At 69.1% G+C, this 14718-nt stretch carries 17 protein-coding genes; all 17 read left to right on the top strand.

Annotated features, from left to right (window positions below; genetic code table 11):
* Window positions 1–31: 31 nt before the first annotated feature.
* The 17 genes from pgsA to secF all read left to right on the top strand — a co-directional run bounded on the left by pgsA (window position 32) and on the right by secF (window position 14717).
* Window positions 32–691, top strand: coding sequence for a phosphatidylinositol phosphate synthase (pgsA, locus tag GOARA_RS14590; RefSeq protein ID WP_007323176.1), 660 nt, complete (start codon window positions 32–34; stop codon window positions 689–691).
* A 4-nt stretch (window positions 692–695) separates the two neighbouring features.
* The gene (locus GOARA_RS14585) at window positions 696–1631 is read left to right on the top strand and encodes a phosphatidylinositol mannoside acyltransferase (protein ID WP_007323175.1); all 936 of its coding nucleotides are present in this window, start codon (window positions 696–698) and stop codon (window positions 1629–1631) included.
* The gene (locus tag GOARA_RS14580) at window positions 1628–2752 is read left to right on the top strand and encodes a glycosyltransferase family 4 protein (protein WP_007323174.1); all 1125 of its coding nucleotides are present in this window, start codon (window positions 1628–1630) and stop codon (window positions 2750–2752) included. The genes GOARA_RS14585 and GOARA_RS14580 overlap by 4 nt, the downstream gene beginning before the upstream one ends.
* A gap of 13 nt (window positions 2753–2765) precedes the next feature.
* A complete protein-coding gene (locus tag GOARA_RS14575) occupies window positions 2766–3296 on the top strand; it encodes a LemA family protein (RefSeq protein WP_007323173.1) in 531 nt (176 codons plus the stop codon).
* Between the two features lie 111 nt (window positions 3297–3407).
* Complete coding sequence (gene pdxS / locus GOARA_RS14570; RefSeq protein WP_007323172.1) at window positions 3408–4295, top strand: pyridoxal 5'-phosphate synthase lyase subunit PdxS; 888 nt, start codon at window positions 3408–3410, stop codon at window positions 4293–4295.
* Window positions 4296–4303: 8 nt separating this feature from the next.
* Window positions 4304–5158 (top strand): PP2C family protein-serine/threonine phosphatase, encoded by an 855-nt coding sequence (locus GOARA_RS14565; protein WP_007323171.1) that lies wholly within the window; start codon window positions 4304–4306, stop codon window positions 5156–5158.
* Window positions 5151–5885, top strand: a complete 735-nt coding sequence (locus tag GOARA_RS14560) for a hypothetical protein (RefSeq protein ID WP_007323170.1) — start codon at window positions 5151–5153, stop codon at window positions 5883–5885. The genes GOARA_RS14565 and GOARA_RS14560 overlap by 8 nt, the downstream gene beginning before the upstream one ends.
* Window positions 5886–6008: 123 nt before the next feature.
* The gene (locus GOARA_RS14555; protein ID WP_007323169.1) at window positions 6009–6542 is read left to right on the top strand and encodes a helix-turn-helix transcriptional regulator; all 534 of its coding nucleotides are present in this window, start codon (window positions 6009–6011) and stop codon (window positions 6540–6542) included.
* A gap of 88 nt (window positions 6543–6630) precedes the next feature.
* The gene (locus GOARA_RS14550; RefSeq protein ID WP_007323168.1) at window positions 6631–7491 is read left to right on the top strand and encodes an acyl-CoA thioesterase; all 861 of its coding nucleotides are present in this window, start codon (window positions 6631–6633) and stop codon (window positions 7489–7491) included.
* Window positions 7488–8114, top strand: a complete 627-nt coding sequence (gene pdxT / locus GOARA_RS14545; RefSeq protein WP_007323167.1) for a pyridoxal 5'-phosphate synthase glutaminase subunit PdxT — start codon at window positions 7488–7490, stop codon at window positions 8112–8114. The genes GOARA_RS14550 and pdxT overlap by 4 nt, the downstream gene beginning before the upstream one ends.
* Before the next feature lie 127 nt (window positions 8115–8241).
* The gene (locus GOARA_RS14540; protein WP_007323166.1) at window positions 8242–8994 is read left to right on the top strand and encodes a YebC/PmpR family DNA-binding transcriptional regulator; all 753 of its coding nucleotides are present in this window, start codon (window positions 8242–8244) and stop codon (window positions 8992–8994) included.
* Between the two features lie 97 nt (window positions 8995–9091).
* The gene (gene ruvC, locus GOARA_RS14535; RefSeq protein ID WP_007323165.1) at window positions 9092–9670 is read left to right on the top strand and encodes a crossover junction endodeoxyribonuclease RuvC; all 579 of its coding nucleotides are present in this window, start codon (window positions 9092–9094) and stop codon (window positions 9668–9670) included.
* On the top strand, window positions 9667–10257 hold the full coding sequence (gene ruvA / locus GOARA_RS14530; protein ID WP_007323164.1) for a Holliday junction branch migration protein RuvA: 591 nt from the start codon (window positions 9667–9669) through the stop codon (window positions 10255–10257). The genes ruvC and ruvA overlap by 4 nt, the downstream gene beginning before the upstream one ends.
* A gap of 3 nt (window positions 10258–10260) precedes the next feature.
* A complete protein-coding gene (gene ruvB / locus GOARA_RS14525) occupies window positions 10261–11334 on the top strand; it encodes a Holliday junction branch migration DNA helicase RuvB (protein ID WP_007323163.1) in 1074 nt (357 codons plus the stop codon).
* A gap of 22 nt (window positions 11335–11356) precedes the next feature.
* Window positions 11357–11719 (top strand): preprotein translocase subunit YajC, encoded by a 363-nt coding sequence (yajC, locus tag GOARA_RS14520; protein WP_040523445.1) that lies wholly within the window; start codon window positions 11357–11359, stop codon window positions 11717–11719.
* Window positions 11720–11739: 20 nt separating this feature from the next.
* Complete coding sequence (gene secD / locus GOARA_RS14515) at window positions 11740–13437, top strand: protein translocase subunit SecD (protein WP_007323161.1); 1698 nt, start codon at window positions 11740–11742, stop codon at window positions 13435–13437.
* Complete coding sequence (secF, locus tag GOARA_RS14510) at window positions 13434–14717, top strand: protein translocase subunit SecF (RefSeq protein WP_007323160.1); 1284 nt, start codon at window positions 13434–13436, stop codon at window positions 14715–14717. Before secD ends, secF begins: the two co-directional genes overlap by 4 nt.
* Window position 14718: the final 1 nt, after the last annotated feature.

Here is a 14718-nt window from a genome sequence, read left to right as displayed (position 1 = left end):
GTTTCCGACGGTTGCGGGGAGGCATCAGCCGGTGTTGAGCATCAAGGGCCGCGGGGCGGTCTCCAAGGTGACGCTGCCGATCGGTCGCGCGTTGTTGCGCACCGGGCTCACGCCGGACGCGATGACGCTGATCGGTACCGCGGCCACCGTTGCCGCGGCGCTCACCCTGTTCCCGCTGGGCCACCTGTTCGTCGGCACCCTGGTCATCTGGCTGTTCGTCATGTTCGACATGCTCGACGGTGCCATGGCGCGCGCACGCGGTGGCGGCAGCCGCTGGGGCGCGGTGCTCGACGCCACCTGCGATCGGGTCGCCGACGGGGCGATCTTCGCGGGTCTGGCCTGGTGGGCCATCGTCACCGAGCCCCACCGGTGGCTCTTCGCCGCCACGCTGATCTGTCTGGTGACCTCCCAGGTCATCTCGTATGCGAAGGCGCGCGCCGAAGCCAGCGGCCTCAACGGCGACGGCGGGCTCATCGAACGTCCCGACCGTCTGGTCATCGTGCTCGTCGGAGCCGGACTGACCGGGATGGGCCTGGCGTGGGCGATCCACATCGCGATGTGGGTGCTCGCGGTGGCCAGCGTCATCACCGTCGGTCAGCGCATGTGGTCGATCTCGCGCTCGCCGGGAGCCCGCGACCTGATCCCGACGGCGCCGGCCGAGGCCACCGAGCGCGCCGCCGACGAGGATTAGCACAGTGGTCAACCTCGCCGAACTGCGCTCGGGCATCATCGAGCGCGTTGCCGACGTCGGCTACGCGGCCGGTTGGACGGCCCTGCGGTATGCGCCGGATCCGGTCGCCCGTGGATTGTTCGACCAGATCGGGTCGGTCATCGGGCGCCGGGGCGGTGGGCCGGATCAACTGCGCGCCAACCTCGCCCGGGTGCTGGCCACCACGCCGGAGCAGGTCCCCGACGAGATCGTCGTCGACGCGATGACCTCCTACATGCGCTACTGGTGCGAAGCCTTTCGGCTACCGACGATGAATCCGGCCGACGTGGCCGAGAACTTCCTCCTGCCGGAGGCCGACCGCGGCCGGCTCGACGCCGCGGTCGACCGCGGCCGCGGCGTCGTGCTCGCTCTTCCGCACACCGGGAACTGGGATATGGCCGGAGCGTGGCTCGTGCAGCACTACGGCACGCTGTCGACCGTTGCCGAGCGCCTCAAGCCGGAGTCGCTGTTCCGGCGCTTCGTCGAGTACCGCGAATCGCTCGGATTCGAGATCTTTCCCCTGTCAGGCGGCGAACAGCCGCCGTTCGGGGAATTGGCCGCACGCCTGCGCGCCGGCGGGATCGTCTGCCTGCTGGGGGAGCGCGACCTGGCACGGCACGGTGTGCCGGTCACCTTCTTCGGCGAGCGGACGCGGATGCCCGCCGGTCCCGCGAAACTGGCGATCGAAACCGGCGCCGCTCTCATACCGGTGCACCACTGGTTCCTCGAGGAACCGCACTCGCAGGCGTCGTGTGGCGAGGAGATCGACGTCAGCGGGGGCGTCGCGGCGGCCACCCAGGCGCTGGCCACCGTCTTCGAGCGCAACATCGCCGCGCACCCCGCCGATTGGCACATGCTGCAACCGCTGTGGGAAGCCGACTGGAGCGAGGACCGGCGCCGGCGGCTGGAGGGAACGGCATGAGAATCGGCATGGTGTGCCCGTACTCCTTCGACGTCCCGGGCGGTGTGCAGGCGCACGTCGTCGAGCTGGCGCAGGTGTTCATCGAGCGCGGCCACGAGGTGAGCGTCCTCGCGCCGGCCGGCGACGGCGTCGAACTGCCCGACTACGTCGTCTCCGCCGGTTCGGCGCTGGCCATCCCGTACAACGGGTCCGTCTCACGCGTCACCTTCTCGCCGCACGCCTACCGCGAGATGCGCAGATGGCTCACCGCCGGCCGGTTCGACGTCTTGCACGTGCACGAGCCCAACGCGCCGTCGATCTCCATGCTTTCGCTGATGGTCGCCGACGGACCCATCGTCACGACCTTCCACACGTCGACGACGAAATCGTTGGTGCTGAGCATCTTCCAGGGCGTGTTGCGGCCCTACCACGAACGCATCAAAGGCAAGATCGCCGTCTCCGAGCTCGCGCGTCGCTGGCAGATGGAGTCGCTCGGCTCCGACGCCGTGGAGATTCCGAACGGCATCGACGTACCGTTCTTCGCGGAGGCCCAGCCGCTCGACGGGTATCCGCGCCCCGGGCGGACCGTCCTGTTCCTCGGCCGCTACGGCGAACCCCGCAAAGGGGTCGACATCCTGATGCGGGCGCTGCCGGCGATCGTCGAGGCGTTCCCCGACGTCACCGTGCTGATCGTCGGAGGCGGAAACGAGGCGGCCCTGCGGCGCCGGGCCGGCGACCTCGCCGATCACCTGGTCTTCCTCGGGCTGGTCGACGACGCGACCAAGGCGCGGGCCCTGAGGTCGGCGGACGTGTACTGCGCACCGAATCTCGGCGGCGAGAGTTTCGGCATCGTGCTGGTCGAGGCGATGGCCGCGGGTGCGGCCGTCATCGCGAGCGATCTCAACGCGTTTCGCCGTGTCCTGGACAACGGACGCGCCGGGCGGCTCGTGGAGGTCGGCTCGGCCGAGGATCTGGCAACCGGCGTCATCGAACTGCTGTCGGACGACGAAGCGCGCGCCGAGCAGGTGCGCATCGGGGCGGAACACGCGTGGCGCTACGACTGGTCGCGGGTCGCCGACGAGATCATGCGGGTCTACGAGACGGTCACGGTGGCATCCGGTCCGGTCGTCCTCGCCGACTGAGAGGAGTGACGCGGTGGAGTGGTTTACGATCACGCTGATTGTGGCCGGGGCGGTGCTCGCGCTGGCTCTGCTGTGGGCCTACCGCGTCGCGAATAGGCTCGACCGGCTGCACGTGCGGACCGACCTGGCACGCCAGGCGCTGACGGCGACGCTGGACCGTCGCGCCGTTGTCGCGCGGGCGATCGCCGCGGCCCTGCGGGCGCGTGGCGAGGACGACCTGGAGCGGATGGGCGCCGAGCTCGCCGCCGACGCCGACCGCGCCGAAGCTGCACCGTTCGCCGAGCGGGAGAACCCGGAGAACGAGATGTCGATTCTGCTGGGCAAGGTGGCCGCGGCCACCAAGGGGATCGAGCCGCATCCCACCGAGCTGATCTCCGAGATCGCCGACGCCCAGACCAGGGTGATGATGGCGCGCAGGTTCTACAACGACGCGGTGCGCGATACGCGGACGCTGGCGTTGCGGCGGCCGGTACGCTGGCTGCGGCTCGGCGGCCGGGCGCCGCTACCGGACTATTTCGAGATCATCGAGCGCGTGAGCGCCTGAACGGTCCGCCCGGGCGGTGGCCGGGGTGACCGCCCTGAACCGCTCGGTGACCTGCGCCTGGCCTAGACTGGTCGGGTACTGGCGAGAAAGAACTTTCAGGAGTGGGATTCAGTGAGTGAGAACGTCGGCACCGCGCGCGTGAAGCGCGGCATGGCCGAAATGCTCAAGGGTGGCGTGATCATGGACGTCGTCACCCCGGAGCAGGCGAAGATCGCCGAGGACGCCGGCGCCGTCGCGGTGATGGCGCTGGAGCGCGTGCCCGCCGATATCCGCGCGCAGGGCGGCGTTTCGCGGATGAGCGATCCGGACATGATCGACGGGATCATCAGCGCCGTCTCCATCCCGGTGATGGCCAAGGCTCGGATCGGTCATTTCGTGGAGGCCCAGATCCTGGAGAGCCTCGGCGTCGACTACGTCGACGAGTCCGAGGTGCTCACGCCGGCCGACTACGCCAACCACATCGACAAGTGGGCCTTCACGGTGCCGTTCGTCTGCGGTGCCACCAACCTCGGCGAGGCGCTGCGGCGGATCACCGAGGGTGCCGCGATGATCCGCTCGAAGGGCGAGGCGGGCACCGGCGACGTGTCCAACGCGACCACCCACATGCGCAAGATCCGCGACGAGATCCGCCGGCTGACCTCGCTGCCTGAGGACGAGCTCTACGTCGCGGCCAAGGAGCTGCAGGCACCGTACGAACTCGTCGTCGAGGTCGCCCGCGCCGGGAAACTGCCGGTGACCCTCTTCACCGCGGGCGGCATCGCCACCCCGGCCGACGCTGCCATGATGATGCAGCTCGGCGCGGAGGGCGTGTTCGTCGGGTCGGGCATCTTCAAGTCCGGCAACCCGGCGCAGCGCGCGGCCGCGATCGTGAAGGCGACCACTTTCCACGACGACCCCGGAATGCTTGCCAAGGTCTCGCGCGGCCTGGGGGAGGCGATGGTCGGCATCAACGTCGACGACATTCCCCAGCCTCACCGGCTCGCCGAGCGGGGCTGGTGATACCCCAGGTGGGAGCACCGGGGATCGTCCGCGACGATGTGGCCGCCGGCCACGACGACGTCGACAGTCTGCGCCTGGAGTGGGCGGCGGCCTGCAACGTCGGCAGCGTTCGCGAGGCGAACGAGGATGCGGCACTGGTCCGGCCGGGCCTGTTCCTGCTCGCCGACGGAATGGGCGGGCACGACTGCGGCGAGGTCGCCAGCGCGAAGGCACTCGACGTCCTCGCGCACATCGCCGTCGGCGGCGGCCAGGACGAAACCCGTGACGAGATCGACCGCCTGCTCGCTCAGGCGCAGGACGAGATCAGTGAGATCGATACCTCCAGCGAGCGCCGTGCCGGGACGACGGCCACCGGCGCCGTGCTGGTGAACCACGAGGACGCCCCGCACTGGCTGGTGTTCAACATCGGCGATTCCCGGACCTACTGTGTGCGCGACGGCGTGCTCGAGCAGGTGACAGTCGACCATTCCCAGGTCCAGGAATTCGTCGATGCCGGGATGATGACCGCGGAGGAAGCACGGGTCGATCCCCGCCGCAACGTGATCACGCGGGCCCTGGGCGCCGGGATGGTGACGCCGCGGGCCGACTACTTCGCTTTCGAGACACAGCCGGGTGATCAGCTGATGCTCTGCTCGGACGGTCTCACCGGCGAGCTGCCCGACGCCGAGATCGCCGCGATCCTCGCCGACACCGACAGCGCGCAGGACGCCGCCGACGCGCTGGTGGAGGGGGCGCTCGCGCTCGGAGCCCACGACAACGTGACGGTCGTCGTCGTGCGGGTCGGCTCGGGAGCCGGGGTCGACGACGAAGCGGCGACCGACGACGACTCTGACGCCGAGCCGGCCGACCAGGACGATGCCTGATTCGTCGGCCGACCTGTATGTCGAATACTGCGGCGAGCGGTTCGACATCGATCCCACCGACCGTTTCACCGTCGGGCGGGAAGGCGACCTCGCCCTCGACGACAATCTCTTCCTGCATCGCCGTTTTCTGCTGATCCATCGCGGCGCTCGCGACCTCTGGTACCTGTCGAACGTCGGATCGCATCTCTCGGCCAAGGTCGTCGCCCCCGAGGCCGGCTTCTCCGGGCAGATCGCCCCCGGGGCGACGCTGCCGCTCGTCTTCGGACGCAGCGTCGTCGTCTTCACCGCCGGCCCCACCACCTACGAGTTCGAGATCCACGCGTCGCCCGGCGAGGCGGCCGCCACGGTCACCGATGCCACCCAGACCGGCGACACCACCGTTGGCGTGCCGACGCTGACCGAGAGCCAGCGCCTGCTGATCGTCGTCCTGGCCGAACAGATCCTCCGTCGCGAGGGGAGTGGGACGAGCGCGATCCCGTCCTCCGCCCAAGCGGCCGCCCGGCTGGGGTGGTCGTTGACCAAGTTCAACCGCAAGCTCGACAACGTCTGCGACAAACTCGACCAGATGGGTGTGCCCGGCATGCGTGCGGGCGGTGGCAAGCTCGCCACCAACCGTCGGGCCCGCCTCGTCGAGTTCGCGCTCGCCTCCCAAATCGTCTCCCGGGCCGACCTGCCGCTGCTCGATGCGGAAGCCGAGCGCAACAAGCAACAGCACGACGGCAGCTAAATTGCGCTGACCTGCGCATACGGTATGGGTAGTTCTCCCCATTTCCCGATTGCCCGATCGGCCATACGGTCATTGTCAACACCGCGAGACAACCTCGTGAGTCACACGAGACAGGAGTTGACGATGACTGCAACCGCCCCGTGGAACCCGCAGTACCGCGCGCAGGAGGAGGCTCGCAGAGTCGAAGAGGCCGCACGCCGCCGCGCGGCCGAATCCGCCCGGCGCCGCCAGGAGGCGCTCGCCAATCTCGCCGCGCGCCGCATGGCCGTGCCCGGCCAGCACCGCGCGACCGCCGACCTCGAGTTCGCCGCCCGGCCGATCGGCCGTCTCCCCGGCGGTGTCGTCATCTTCGAGCGGCCGCAGACCGTCGAGGCCGATGTGATCGAGGCCGAAACCGCCCGCCTGGGCGAGTCCGCCGACCTGGAGCTGCCGCGCCCCTCGCTGACCGCTCGTGAGGTCGAGGTGCTGCGGACGTGGCTGCTGCTCGACTCCAAGCCGGCCGTCGCGGCGGATCTCGGCATCTCGTTGGGCACGGTGAACACCCACCTGACCCGGATCCGCGCGAAGTACGCGGACCTGGGCCGGCCGGCACCGACCAAAGCCGGACTGGTCGCCCGCGCCGTCCAGGACGAGCTGATTTCGCTCGAAGAACTCTAGAAAGCCGCCCCGGGGAACAACCGGCGGTCTCCTCCCAACGTGGGGGAGGCCGCCGGTTGACGTTGGGCGATCGGCGATAATCGAATTCATGCCGACCATCGACGAGATCTTGCGCGTAGAGCAGATCGAGACCGACATCTACCGAGGACCGTCGTACCCGAGCGTGCTGCGCCGCACTTTCGGCGGGCAGGTGGCCGGCCAGGCGCTGGTGTCGGCTACCAGGACGGTGCCCGCCGAGTATGGGGTTCACTCGCTGCACGGGTATTTTCTGCGGCCGGGCAACCCGGATATGCCGACGGTCTTTCTCGTCGACCGCATCCGCGACGGACGGTCGTTCGTCACCCGGCGCGTGACCGGGGTCCAGAACGGCGAGGCGATCTTCTCGATGTCGGCCTCGTTCCACGTGGGCAGCGACGCCGGGATCGAGCACCAGGACCGGATGCCGCCGGTCGTCGGGCCCGACGATCTGGCGGACCGGCGCGAGGCAGCCTCCGAATCCGACCGCAAACTCTTCGCCGAGTGGGACAACTTCGACATCCGGATCGTTCCGCGCGACCAGTTGAAGCTGTCCGAGTACATCGCAGCGCAACAGCGGGTCTGGTTCCGCTACCGGCATCGGCTCCCCGACGATCACGTGTCGCACGTCTGCGTGCTGGCCTACATGAGCGACATGACGCTGCTCGGTTCGGCCTCGTCTATCCACCGCGACGAACGGGTCCAATCGGCTTCACTCGACCACGCCATGTGGTTCCTGCGCCCCTTCCGCGCCGACGAGTGGCTGCTCTACGACCAGACGTCCCCATCGGCCGGCCACGGCCGCGCGCTCACCCAGGGGCGGTTGTTCGACCAGCAGGGGAGGATGGTGGCCGCGGTGACCCAGGAGGGCCTCGCGCGGATCATCTCCGACCCGGACGTGCAGGGCATCCCCATGCGCGGCGACGAATCGTGAGCGCACCGACGATCGGTGTGCTCGCCGTCCAGGGCGACGTGCGCGAACACGCCGCGGCACTCACCGCGGTCGGCGCCCGCCCCCGGCCGGTGCGCCGGACCGCCGAACTCGACGGGCTCGACGGGATCGTGCTCCCGGGAGGCGAGTCGACCACCATCTCGAAGCTTCTCGACGTCTTCGAACTCTTCGATCCGCTGCGCGAAGCGCTCGCGCAGGGCCTTCCGGCGTACGGATCCTGCGCCGGGATGATCATGCTCGCCAACCGCATCCTCGACACCAGGCCGGACGCGCGGCACCTCGACGCCCTCGACATCACCGTGCGTCGCAACGCCTTCGGCCGTCAGGTCGAGTCCTTCGAGGCCGACCTCGAGTTCGCGGGAATCACCGACGCACCCGGTGCGGCCCCGGTGCGCGGGGTCTTCATCCGGGCGCCGTGGGTGGAGGAGGTCGGCGACGGGGTGACCGTACTGGCCACGGTGCCCCCCGGCGCGGCAGCCGATCCGCGCGCGGACGGGCGGGTCGTCGCCGTGGCGCAAGGCTCGGTGGTCGCGACATCGTTCCATCCCGAGGTCACCGGCGACCTGCGGGTGCACGAGTACTTCGTCGATCTGGTGCGACGCTAGTCGCGCTCGGTGGGCAGCATTCTGGCCCGCTCGCCGAGTGGGCACCTCAACCCCGCCGAGTGGGCACCCCACCTGCACCGAGTGGGCACGCTCGCCGCGCGCCCGGCGCCCGGTAAACTGACCGGTCATGAGCGGACACTCCAAATGGGCGACCACCAAACACAAGAAGGCTGTCATCGATGCCAAGCGCGGCAAGATGTTCGCCAAGCTGATCAAGAACATCGAGGTCGCCGCGCGGACGGGCGGTGGTGACCCGGCGGGAAACCCGACGCTCTACGACGCCATCCAGAAGGCCAAGAAGTCGTCGGTGCCCAACGACAACATCGAGCGCGCCCGCAAGCGCGGAGCGGGTGAAGAGGCCGGCGGCGCGGACTGGCAGAACATCACCTACGAGGGCTACGGACCCAACGGTGTCGCGTTGCTGATCGAGTGCCTCACCGACAACCGCAATCGCGCGGCCGGCGAGGTGCGCACCGCGATGACCCGCAACGGCGGCAACATGGCCGACCCCGGCTCGGTGGCCTACCTGTTCACCCGCAAGGGCGTCGTCACGCTGGAGAAGAGTGGACAGAGCGAGGACGACATCCTGATGGCGGTCCTCGACGCCGGCGCCGAAGAGGTCAACGATCTCGGCGAGAGCTTCGAAGTGGTCAGCGAACCGACGGACCTGGTGGCGGTCCGCACCGCCCTGCAGGAGGCGGGCATCGACTACGACTCGGCCGAGGCCGACTTCCGCGCATCGGTGGAGGTGCCGGTCGACGCGGACGGCGCGCGCAAGGTGTTCAAGCTGATCGACGCGCTCGAGGATTCCGACGACGTCCAGAACGTCTACAGCAACGTCGACGTATCCGACGAGGTCCTCGCCCAGCTCGAGGACTGACGGCCGACCGCATCGCGCTCAGCGTGTCGGTGCGGGAAAGAGTCGTCCGACCCTCCTAGAATATCGAACAGTTGTTCGCGATAGCGGAGGGTGGGTCATGCGTGTGATGGGTGTCGACCCCGGGCTGACCCGGTGCGGCATCGCGCTGGTCGAGTCCGGCGCCGGCCGCGCGGTTGCTGCCCTGGACGTCGATGTGGTGCGCACCCCGGCGTCGATGGATCTCGCCGACCGCCTGCTCGCGGTGCATACCGCCGCAGTGCATTGGATCGTTACGCATCGGCCAGAGGTCGTCGCCATCGAGCGTGTCTTCGCCCAGCAGCAGGTGAGCACGGCGATGGGCACCGCACAGGCCGCCGGCGTCGTGGCGCTGGCCGCCGCCCAGCACGACATCCCGGTCCGCTTCCACACGCCCAGCGAGGTCAAGGCCGCGGTGACCGGATCCGGCCGGGCCGACAAGGCGCAGGTCACCTCCATGGTCACGCGCATCCTCGGGATGCAGACGCGCCCGAAGCCCGCCGACGCCGCCGACGCGCTCGCGCTGGCGATCTGCCAGTGCTGGCGGGGCCCGATGGGCGACCGGCTCGTCGCGGCGCAGGCCAAGGCGGAGGAACTCGCCAAGACGCACCGCGCCCGGTTGAAGGCGGCCCACGCCGCCGCCGTGAAGGCCCGACGATGATCGCCTCGGTGCGGGGACCGGTCCTCGACATCGCCCTCGACCACGTCGTCGTCGACTGCGCCGGGGTGGGATACCGGGTATTGGTGACGCCCGCGACGATCTCGGCGCTGTCACGTGGATCCGAGGCGACGCTGCTCACGACGATGATCGTGCGGGAGGACTCGATGACCCTCTACGGGTTCACCGACGGCGCCGCCCGGGACCTGTTCGTTCTCTTGCAGACCGTCACCGGGGTCGGTCCGCGCCTGGCCATGGCGGCACTGGCCGTCCACGAGCCGGCCCAGCTGGCGGCCGCGCTCGCCTCGTCGAACACCAAGGCCCTGACCAGCGTTCCCGGTATCGGCAAGCGGGTGGCCGAACGGCTCGTCGTCGAGCTGCGTGACAAGGTCGGAACCGTCACCGCGGGAGCGGGTCCAGCCGTGGCCGGCACGAGCGGTGTCGCCGACGAGGTCACCGAGGCTCTGGTCGGCCTCGGGTTCCCGACCGCGTCGGCGGAGAAGGCCGTCGCCTCGGTCCTGACGGCGGAGCCGGAGGCCGACTCCGCCGCCGCGCTGCGCGCCAGTCTGGCTCTGTTGGGGAGGAAATAGCCGATGGATGACGAGGACCGCACGCTCAGTTCCGGCCGTCTGGCCGCCGACGGCGAACTCGACGCGAACCTGCGGCCGCGCTCGCTGGGCGACTTCATCGGGCAGGCGAAGGTGCGCGAGCAACTCGAGCTGGTGCTCAGCGGCGCGAAGGGGCGCGGCGGCACCCCCGACCACATTCTGCTCTCGGGTCCGCCGGGGCTGGGGAAGACATCGCTGGCGATGATCATCGCCAGCGAGCTCGGCTCGGCCATCCGAGTGACGTCGGGGCCCGCACTCGAACGGGCCGGGGACCTGGCCGCGATGCTGTCGAATCTGATCGAAGGCGATGTCCTGTTCATCGACGAGATCCACCGCATCGCGCGGCCTGCCGAAGAAATGCTGTATCTGGCGATGGAGGACTTCCGGGTCGACGTCGTCGTCGGCAAGGGGCCCGGTGCGACGTCGATCCCGCTCGACGTCGCACCGTTCACGCTGGTCGGCGCGACGACGCGGTCGGGAGCACTCACGGGTCCGCTGCGCGACCGCTTCGGCTTCACCGCGCACATGGAGTTCTACGAAACCGAGGAACTCGTCGCCGTGCTCACCCGATCGGCCGGCATCCTCGGCGTCGACCTGGCCCTGGACGCCGCCGTCGAGGTCGCCGGGCGGTCGCGGGGGACGCCCCGCATCGCCAACCGGCTGCTCCGTCGCGTGCGCGACTATGCCGAAGTCCGGGGCGACGGCGCGGTGACGCTGCCGATCGCGCGCGCGGCCCTGACCGTCTATGACGTGGACGAACGCGGCCTGGACCGGTTGGACCGGGCGGTGCTATCGGCCCTGGTGCAGGGGTTCGGCGGGGGCCCGGTCGGTGTGTCGACCCTCGCGGTGGCGGTGGGCGAGGAGCCGGCGACCGTCGAAGAGGTATGTGAGCCGTTCCTGGTCCGCGCCGGGCTCATCGCCCGCACGCCGCGGGGACGGGTGGCGACCGCCGCCGCCTGGCACCACCTCGGGCTCGTTCCGCCCGCGGGCGCCCTCAACGCCACGTGGGGCGTGCGCGCCCGCGGCGACGAACCGAACCTGTTCGACGAGCTTGACTAGCCGGTCTGGCAGACTGGTCGGCATGGAGCTTTTGATCCCAGCGATGCTGGTACTGATGGGCGTGATGCTGTTCATGGGCACGCGCAAGCAGAAGCGGCAGATGGTCGAGATGGAGGAGATGCGCGCCTCGATCACCACGGGCAGCCGTGTCCAGCTGCTGTCGGGCCTGTTCGGCACCGTGATCGACGCGAACAGCGAGTTCATCGATCTGGAGATCGCCCCCGGTGTCGTCACCCGCTGGAACAAGCTGGCGGTGCGCGGCGTAGTCCCCGTCGACGAGGCGGCCGACACCTACGTGGGCGCCCAGTTGAGCACCGATGAGCCGACCGATCCGGTCGTCGATGCGGACGCCGACAAGTCCGACGATATCGCCGACGACAAGTAATCCCAGGAGACCCGACCACCGTGACCACTCCGCGTCGTCCCGCGGCGAAGCGATCCTCCTCGACGCGGGAAACCCCGCCGTGGCAGCCGCTGCTCGCGTTCCTCATCCTGCTCGGTACCGTCTTCGGCCTGGTGTTCTTCACCGGTGACCGGGTGCCTGAGCCCAAACTCGGCATCGATCTGCAGGGTGGCACGCGCGTCACCCTGACCGCTCGGACCCCCGACGGGAAGCGTCCCGAGGCCGATCAGCTCGACAAGGCGAAGCAGATCATCCAGCAGCGCGTCGACGGCCTCGGTGTCGCGGGCTCGGAAGTCGTCGTCAGCGGCGACAACCTGATCATCACGGTGCCTGGCGACGACGGGCGGCAGGCGCGCAACCTCGGCCAGACTGCTCGGTTGTACATCCGCCCGGTCGCCAAGGGACCGAATGGCCAGGACATGGTTATCGGCGCCCAGAACCAGCAGACCGGCGGTGACAAGGAAGGCGACCAGAAGGACGCCGAGGATGAGGACAAGGCGCCCCAGACCCCCGAGGAGCAGCGCGCGGCGGTCGAGGAGCAGCGCAGGTTGCGCCAGGCGCCGAAGAATGCGACCCCGCAGCAGATCGCCCAGCTCCAGGCGCACATGCCCAAGATGGAATGCGGCGAGACGGCCAGCGACCCGCTGCTGGGCAATGACGATCCGAACGCGTATCTGGTCGCCTGCAGCACCGACGGCAAGACCGTTTACCTCCTCGAGCCGATGATCATTGACGGCCGCGACATCGCGAAGGCGTCGGCGAACCTGTCACCGCAAACCAATCAGTGGACGGTCGCGCTCGACTTCAAGGGCGCCGCGCAGGACCTGTGGCCCAAATACACCTCGCAGCACATCGGCACCGCGACGGCGATGACCTTGGACTCGCGAGTCGTCTCGGCGCCGGTGATCCAGTCGACGATCACCGGTTCGACCGAGATCTCCGGCGGCCAGAACGGCTTCACCGAGGAGGAGGCCCGCGACCTGGCCAACGTGCTGAAGTACGGATCGCTACCGCTGTCCTTCGAGGCTTCCGACGCCGAGACCGTGTCGTCCACGCTTGGCCTGTCGGCGCTGCGTGCCGGTCTTGTGGCCGGGCTCGTCGGCATCATCGCGGTGCTCTTCTACGCCTTGGCGTACTACCGCATGCTGGGCGTGCTCACCTTCGCCTCCCTGGTGCTGGCCGGAGCGATGTCCTACGGCATCATCGTCCTGCTGGGCCGATGGATCGGCTTCACCCTGGACCTCGCGGGCGTGGCCGGCTTCATCATCGGCATCGGTATGACGGCCGACTCGTTCGTCGTCTACTTCGAGCGCATCAAGGACGAGATGCGCGAAGGCAGATCGTTCCGCTCTGCCGTACCCCGCGGCTGGGCCAGCGCGCGTCGCACGGTGTGGACCGGAAACGCGGTCAGCCTGCTCGCGGCCGTGGTGATCTACATCCTCGCCGTCGGTTCGGTGCGCGGCTTCGCGTTCACCCTCGGTCTGACGACCATTCTCGACGTCATGGTCGTGTTCATGGTCACCCATCCGCTGGTGGTCTACGCGACTCGGTCGAAGTTCCTGTCCAAGCCGTCGGTCAACGGGCTCGGCGCGGTCAGCGAGGTCGCCCGCGAACGGCGTGAGGCGGCCCGCGCAGCGGTGGGCCTGGGCGCGGACGAGGTCGACGCGGAGAAGACGGCGGCGCAAGGAGGCCAGCGATGAGTTTCAGCAGAGGAGGCCTCGGCAGCGACAGCGTCGACGGCCTGTCCAAGCGGGCGACCGGCGACGGCGACGACCCGCTGCTGCCCCCCGGGTTCCGCCTCAACAAAGAGCAGCGCAAGCAGGCCGTCCAGGTGGCCGACACGATGGTCGCCGACGCCGACTACGAGGCCGACACCAACCGGTCCTTCCTGTCCCGGCTGTACACGGGTACCGGCGCCTTCGAGGTCGTCGGCCACCGCAAGCGCTGGTACATGGTCACCGGGGTGATCCTGGCCATCTGCATCCTGTCGATGGCGGTCCGGGGCTTCACCTTCGGCATCGACTTCCAGGGTGGAACGCAAGTCTCGCTGCCGGCCACGAGCGCCTCGGTGACCGTCGACCAGGTCGAGAAGGTGTTCACCGACGCGCTGGGCGATGCACCGGAAATGGTTCAGACCGCCGGCTCGGGACCGTCGAAGACCATCCAGGTGCGCACCGAGCACCTCGACGAGGCGCAGGCGAACCGGGTCATCGACGCCCTTGCGGCCGAGTTCAGCCCGGATCTGACCCGCGCCGACGTGTCGTCGTCGGACGTCAGTTCGACGTGGGGCGCCGAGATCACGCGGAAGATGCTGATCGCCCTCGTGGTGTTCCTGGTGATCGTGACGATCTACATCGCGATCCGCTTCGACAAAGAGATGTCGATAGCGTCGCTGGCGACCTTGTTCTTCGACGTCGCGGTGACGGCGGGCATCTATTCGCTGGTCGGTTTCGAAGTGACCCCCGCGACGGTGATCGGCCTGCTCACGATCCTGGGTTTCTCGATCTACGACACCGTGGTCGTCTTCGACAAGGTCGAGGAGAACACGCGATCGTTCATGAAGACGTCTCGCCGAACGTATGCCGAACAGGCGAACCTGGCGGTCAACCAGACGATGATGCGATCGATCAACACGACGGTCATCTCGGCGCTGCCGATCGTCGCGCTGATGATCATCGCGGTGTGGATGCTCGGCGTCGGCACCCTGCAGGATCTGGCGCTTATTCAGCTCGTCGGCATCGTCGTCGGAACGTTCTCGTCGGTCTTCCTGGCGACGCCGTTGCTGGTGACCCTCAAAGAGCGCAATCCCGACATCGCCGCGCACACCCGCAAGGTGCTGGCCCGGCGGGCACGTGTCGACGCCGGGGAGCCGGTGTCGACCGGCCGACATGCCGCCAGGCACACGGCTGACGCCGGGGTCGCAACGGAATCCGGCGCGGGTGACGCGCGTCCGACCGGGAAACGGCGGCGTTCGCGCTAGT

The organism is Gordonia araii NBRC 100433 (assembly GCF_000241265.1).
Lineage (GTDB): Bacteria > Actinomycetota > Actinomycetes > Mycobacteriales > Mycobacteriaceae > Gordonia > Gordonia araii.
The sequence above is the reverse complement of the archived record's forward strand: the minus strand, read 5'-3'. Positions and strand labels throughout refer to the sequence as shown.